The organism is Pseudoalteromonas sp. 2CM39R (genome assembly GCF_023161845.1).
Map to the genome: position 1 here is coordinate 1 of NZ_JALNTM010000054.1, position 5,762 is coordinate 5,762.

Annotated in this window: 7 protein-coding genes; all 7 read right to left on the bottom strand. The window is 43.1% G+C overall.

Features of this window, described 5'->3' with window-relative positions; genetic code table 11:
* Nucleotides 1–251: 251 nt before the first annotated feature.
* Entirely contained in the window at nt 252–590 is a 339-nt protein-coding gene (gene fdx, locus MTF66_RS38285) for an ISC system 2Fe-2S type ferredoxin (RefSeq protein WP_054563549.1), read from the bottom strand.
* An 11-nt stretch (nt 591–601) separates the two neighbouring features.
* Nucleotides 602–2,464: a Fe-S protein assembly chaperone HscA gene (gene hscA, locus MTF66_RS38290; RefSeq protein WP_063529989.1), complete on the bottom strand. Its 1,863-nt coding sequence runs from the start codon at nt 2,462–2,464 to the stop codon at nt 602–604.
* A gap of 47 nt (nt 2,465–2,511) precedes the next feature.
* On the bottom strand, nt 2,512–3,039 hold the full coding sequence (gene hscB / locus MTF66_RS38295) for a co-chaperone HscB (RefSeq protein ID WP_248530342.1): 528 nt from the start codon (nt 3,037–3,039) through the stop codon (nt 2,512–2,514).
* 78 nt (nt 3,040–3,117) lie between these two features.
* Nucleotides 3,118–3,441 carry an iron-sulfur cluster assembly protein IscA gene (gene iscA / locus MTF66_RS38300; RefSeq protein WP_054552502.1) on the bottom strand — a complete coding sequence of 108 codons (324 nt, stop codon included), beginning with the start codon at nt 3,439–3,441 and terminating at the stop codon, nt 3,118–3,120.
* A gap of 11 nt (nt 3,442–3,452) precedes the next feature.
* Entirely contained in the window at nt 3,453–3,836 is a 384-nt protein-coding gene (iscU, locus tag MTF66_RS38305) for a Fe-S cluster assembly scaffold IscU (RefSeq protein WP_008131649.1), read from the bottom strand.
* Nucleotides 3,837–3,876: 40 nt separating this feature from the next.
* Entirely contained in the window at nt 3,877–5,094 is a 1,218-nt protein-coding gene (locus tag MTF66_RS38310) for an IscS subfamily cysteine desulfurase (RefSeq protein ID WP_248530343.1), read from the bottom strand.
* A gap of 22 nt (nt 5,095–5,116) precedes the next feature.
* Nucleotides 5,117–5,608 carry a Fe-S cluster assembly transcriptional regulator IscR gene (gene iscR / locus MTF66_RS38315; protein WP_054552499.1) on the bottom strand — a complete coding sequence of 164 codons (492 nt, stop codon included), beginning with the start codon at nt 5,606–5,608 and terminating at the stop codon, nt 5,117–5,119.
* Nucleotides 5,609–5,762: the final 154 nt, after the last annotated feature.

Genomic DNA, 5,762 nt, shown 5'->3' on the forward strand with positions numbered 1-5,762 from the left:
ATCAGCTATCAGCTATCAGCTATCAGCTATCAGCTATCAGCTATCAGCTATCAGCTATCAGCTATCAGCTATCAAAAACATAAAACCAGAGAAATCAATGTAAAGCTATTTCAGTTCATTAACACAAAGAACTAAACCTCTATCTCGATCTGCTAAAAACTGACGGCTGAAAGCTGACAGCTCTAAAATAAAAAACCGCTGTAGAGACCAAGCAACTACAGCGGTTTTTACGAAATCAAAGCCGTTAAAAATTAATGCTCTTCATTAACGATATTGAGATTATACTTTGGAATTTCAACCACTAAATCTTCATCTTTGATCACCGCTTGGCAACCAAGGCGTGATTCTGGCTCAAGACCCCATGCTTTATCTAGCATGTCATCTTCTAGCTCATCGCTCTCATCTAAAGAGTCAAAACCTTCACGGATGACTAAGTGGCATGTTGTACACGCACATGATTTTTCACATGCATGTGGAATGCTAATACCATTCTTTAGCGCTACATCTAATACCGTTTCACCTGCAGGAGCTTCAATAGCAGCGCCTTCTGGGCATAACTCTTCGTGTGGAAGAAAAATAATTTGTGGCATACCTTACCTCGTTAAACTTCGTCTACTGACTGCCCTTGCAGCGCTTTTTTGATTGATGCATCCATTCTGCGAGCAGCAAATTCGCTACTTGCATTGTCTACAGCTTCAATCGCTGCTTTAATTTCTGCAGGTGTTGTTGCGCTTTCGCGTACGGCAACAAGTTTAGCAATTTCTGCTTTTAACGCACCTAATTCTTGTTCATCAAGTAATGCACTGTCGGTTGCCAGTGATGCTTCAAGTGCTTCAACAACACGTAACGCTTCAACTTGCTGCTCTTTAAGCATACGGGCTTGCATGTCGTCTTTAGCGTTAGTCATTGATTCTTTGAGCATGTTTGCAACTTGATCATCCGATAAGCCAAATGATGGTTTGACCTGAATTTCAGCTTGCACACCTGTTGATTTTTCCATTGCCGATACACTTAATAGGCCATCAGCATCTACTTTAAAGGTTACGCGAATATGCGCAGCACCGGCTGCCATGGCCGGAATACCTTTTAAGCTGAATTTTGCCAACGAACGACAATCGTCAACTAACTCACGCTCACCTTGTAATACATGCAATGACATAGCCGTTTGACCATCTTTGAAAGTAGTAAACTCTTGTGCACGTGCAACAGGGATCGTGGTGTTACGTGGAATGATTTTCTCAACCAAGCCACCCATAGTTTCAAGACCTAGCGACAGTGGTAATACGTCTAGCAGAAGCATGTCTGAATCAGGCTTATTACCAACCAGTACGTCTGCTTGTAATGCCGCACCGAGTGCAACTACGCGATCTGGGTCGATAGAAGTCAGTGGCTCTTTATCAAAAAATGCAGCAACTTGAGAGCGTACAATTGGCATGCGAGTCGAGCCGCCAACCATTACAACTTGCAGTACTTCTTCGTTCTCGATACCGGCATCTTTAACCGCTCGGCGACAAGAGCGTAGTGTTTTCTTCACAAGACTAAGAGCAAGCTCATCAAACGTTTCGCGGGTTACTTCAACTTTGTGGCTTTGACCATCAAACTCTAAACCAACATTTACAGTTTGGTATTGGCTTAGCGCTTCTTTACACGCTTTTGCTTTATTGATGAATAAACGCAATACCGATGCAGAAAGCTCGCTAACACCCGTTTGTTTTTTGAAGTAATCAACTAATAGCGAGTCAAAATCGTCACCACCAAGGCTTGAGTCACCGCCAGTCGCAAGTACTTCAAATACGCCTTGGTGTAAACGCAAAATAGAAATATCGAAGGTACCGCCACCTAAATCGTATACGGCGATAATACCTTCTTGGCCAGAATCAAGGCCATAAGCTACAGCAGCTGCCGTTGGCTCGTTTAATAAACGTAATACCTTAATACCAGCAAGCTCTGCGGCATCTTTAGTGCTTTGACGCTGAGCATCATCAAAATAAGCTGGCACAGTAATAACCGCGCCTAAGATGTCTTGACCTGCAAAGCTGTCTTCAGCACGAAGTTTTAATGCTTTTAAAATTTCACTCGATGCAGTAACAGGGCTAATTGCACCCGCAACCGTGCTGATTGCTAATGAGCCATCATGCTCACAAAATTCGTACGGCAGTTGGCCATAGCTTTTTTCGATTTCAGCCTGAGTTTTACCTAAAAAACGCTTTACTGAAATTAGTGTGTTTGCAGGGTCTTGAGTAGCAGCTGCAGCAGCTCGTTCACCTACCACAATGCTATCTGCTTGGTATTGAACAACCGATGGTAGCATCGCGTTGCCTGCTAAATCAGTTAGTGTGCGCGCTTCGCCGCTTTGCACTGTTGCAACTAACGAGTTAGTTGTACCAAGGTCAATACCGACTGCTAATTTGTGCTCATGTGGTGCCGCGCTCTGCCCCGGCTCAGCAATTTGCAATAATGCCATAATGCTCTTTTTAAACTCTTAAATAGCTGTTGTGTAACAACTAACGATTAATCATCAAATAAACTGTCTTCAATACGCTCTAGTTCATCGCGTAACTTATAAACAAACTTCAATTTACGAATATTGTCAGCGGCAGCTTGCCATTGTTGCTCATCATTACTTGCTAGCTGAGCAGCTAATTCACTGCTGTATTGTTTATCGAGTTGTTTAATTTGCGCTTCAAACTGGGCAATTGCTGCATCAGGATCTGCGGCATTTTCAAGTTCTTCTAATTCTTCACGCAGCTCCATTTGCTGCATTAAGAATAGCGGGTCTTGTAATGTTTGTTGCTCGGCGCGAATATCAACACCAAGCTCGCTTAGCATGTACTCAGCACGTTTTACCGGGTGTTTTAAGGTTTGTAATGCATCATTGATTTCTGCTGTATTTTGCACAGCAAGTAATTTATCTCGGCTGCTAGAGCTTGCGTGGCGATCTGGGTGAACTGCACGTTGCAGCTCAAGGTAGTGTTTATTAATAGTCGCTAAATCAATGTTGTAATCTACTGGAATTGCAAATAACTCAAAGTAACGCATTACATAATCCAACTCGGTAAACAGGAAAGAACAAAGCCCTACATAGGCAGGGCTTCAAGCAAAGAAAGTTTTATAAGCTTAAACGGTGAAGCTTTCGCCGCAACCACACTCATCGGCTTGGTTCGGGTTGTTAAACTTAAACCCTTCGTTCAAACCTTCTTTGGTGTAATCAAGCTCAGTACCATCAATGTAGACTAAGCTTTTAGCATCAACGATCACTTTCACACCACGGCTTTCAAAAATTTCGTCGCCGTCTGCTAACTCATCAACAAATTCAAGAACATAAGCAAGACCTGAACAGCCCGTCGTTTTAATGCCAACGCGTAGGCCAATGCCTTTGCCGCGATTTGCTAAAAATGATTCTACGCGGTTTGCCGCCGCATCTGTCAATGTCACTGCCATGAATTTATCTCTTACTTCGCTTGTTTGCTTTTGTAGTCAGCAATTGCTGCTTGAATCGCGTCTTCTGCTAAAATTGAACAGTGAATTTTCACTGGCGGTAATTCAAGCTCAGCACTGATATCAGTGTTTTTGATTGTTGCAGCTTCATCTAATGTTTTGCCTTTTACCCACTCAGTTACAAGTGAAGAAGAAGCGATTGCGCTACCACAACCATATGTTTTGAATTTTGCGTCTTCAATTACACCTTCTGATGATACTTTGATTTGCAATTTCATTACGTCACCACATGCTGGTGCACCCACCATACCTGTTGCAACTGACGGATCATTTTTGTCTAAAGCACCCACGTTACGTGGATTTTCAACATGATCGATTACTTTATCACTATAAGCCATAATACTATCCTCACTACCTGCTAGCGGCGGCGATCACTGATTAGTGATGCGCCCACTCAACTGAATCTAAATCAATACCTTCTTGATGCATTTCCCATAAAGGAGACATCTCACGTAAACGGCCGATCGAGTTTTTGATTAGTTCAACGGTGTAATCAATCTCTTCTTCAGTCGTAAAGCGGCCAATGCTGAAACGAATTGAGCTGTGTGCCAACTCGTCATTACGGCCTAATGCACGTAGTACATAAGAAGGCTCTAAGCTTGCTGAGGTACAGGCTGAACCTGATGAAACAGCAATGTCTTTAACAGCCATTAATAACGACTCACCTTCAACAAAGTTGAAGCTGATATTTACAATACCTGGAACTGAGTGACTTGGTTCACCATTGAAGTAAACTTCGTCCATATCAGCCATGATGCCATCAATCAAACGCTTACGAAGTGCGCTGATGTGTGCATGGTCTTTTTCGAAATCTTCTTTAGCGATTCTAAATGCCGCACCCATACCAACTAATTGGTGAGTAGCTAGTGTGCCTGAACGCATACCACGCTCATGACCACCACCGTGCATTTGCGCTTCTAAACGTGCACGAGGCTTACGACGAACATAAAGTGCGCCTACACCTTTCGGGCCATATACTTTGTGGCCAGAGAACGACATGAAATCTACTTTTAACTGTTGCACGTCGATAAGTACTTTACCTGCGCTTTGTGCAGCATCTACGTGGAACATAATTTTGCGCTCACGGCACATTTCGCCGATTGTCGCGATATCTTGGATAACACCTAGCTCGTTATTTACGTGCATTACGCTCACAAGTACTGTGTCGTCACGCACTGCAGCTTCAAGCTTTTTAAGGTCAAGTAAACCGTTTTCTTCAACGTCCATATAGGTTACTTCGAAACCTTGACGCTCTAGTTCACGACACGTATCAAGCACTGCTTTGTGCTCTGTTTTAACAGTGATAACGTGCTTGCCTTTCTTCTTATAGAACTGCGCAGCACCTTTAATTGCTAGGTTGTTTGATTCTGTAGCACCTGAAGTGAAAACAATTTCACGCGGGTCAGCGTTGATCAGATCAGCAATATCTGTACGTGCTTGATCAACCGCTTCTTCTGCTTGCCAACCAAAACGGTGTGAGCGTGATGCAGGGTTACCAAAATTACCGTCCATAGTCAGGCATTGCATCATTTCTTTTGCCACACGTTCATCAACAGGCGTGGTTGCTGCGTAATCTAAATAAATCGGTAACTTCATTTCTCTCTCCGCTTTCGTCAAGCTACAGTTGACAGCTTACTTGAATGTTTTCCAGTTGCTTAATTGCATTGTTGATGCTGTTATCTTGGCGCGATGCGACTTCTTTCACATCTGACTTTTCCACCAATTCAGCAAGGGTAATACTATTTAAAAACTCTTCGATACGTGCGCTTAAGTCCGACCATAAGGTATGAGTCAAACAACGCATGCCGCTTTGGCAGCCACCCGTTGCATTGTGGCAACGTGTTGCATCAACAGACTCATCAACGGCGTTAATCACATCGCCGACAGAAATTTCGTTCGCTTCTCGACCTAGTAAATATCCGCCACCTGGGCCACGCACAGAGGTCACAAGGCCGTTTTTACGTAAACGGGCGAATAGTTGTTCAAGGTAAGATAACGAAATCTCTTGGCGTTCAGAAATATCGGCAAGAGGCACTGCACCCACATTTGTATGTAGTGCAACATCCAACATGGCGGTTACTGCGTATCTGCCTTTTGATGTTAACTTCATGGAGCCCCCGATGTTACTGCACGCTAAGGTGTGCAAATTTTAATTACCAGACCAAAATAGTCAAGTATTATATAAGCTATAAGCTATAAGCTATAAGCTATAAGCTATAAGCTATAAGCTATAAGCTATAAGCTATAAGCTATAAGCTATAAGC